The organism is Streptococcus suis (genome assembly GCF_002960445.1).
GTDB lineage: Bacteria > Bacillota > Bacilli > Lactobacillales > Streptococcaceae > Streptococcus > Streptococcus hyiners.
In genome coordinates, this window is sequence record NZ_POJD01000265.1 from 1 (window position 1) to 298 (window position 298).

Genomic DNA, 298 nt, shown 5'->3' on the forward strand with positions numbered 1-298 from the left:
AAGGATCAAGGTCATGAAGCCTCAGGGAACCTACCTCATCTGGCTTGATTTTTCTGCCTATGAATTAGAGTATGCGGAGCTCTTTGATATTCTTCATTGTAAAGCGAAGTTGATTTTGAATGATGGTTTGACCTTTGGTAAGGAAGGTAAGCACCATGCACGTCTGAATGTAGCAGCACCATTCAACATGATTGAAGAAGCCTGTCAGCGACTTGGTAAGGTTTTTGGATAAAGAAATAAGGACTAGGTGTGAGTAAAATCACCTAATCCTTATTTTTTTGTGTTTTTCTAAATTCTG

1 pseudogene is annotated in these 298 nt (G+C 38.9%); it reads left to right on the forward strand.

The features are described 5' to 3' along the window. Positions 1-232, forward strand: a pseudogene (locus tag C1G53_RS09595) (cysteine desulfurase); the annotation flags it as partial. Between the last annotated feature and the right edge of the window lie 66 nt (positions 233-298).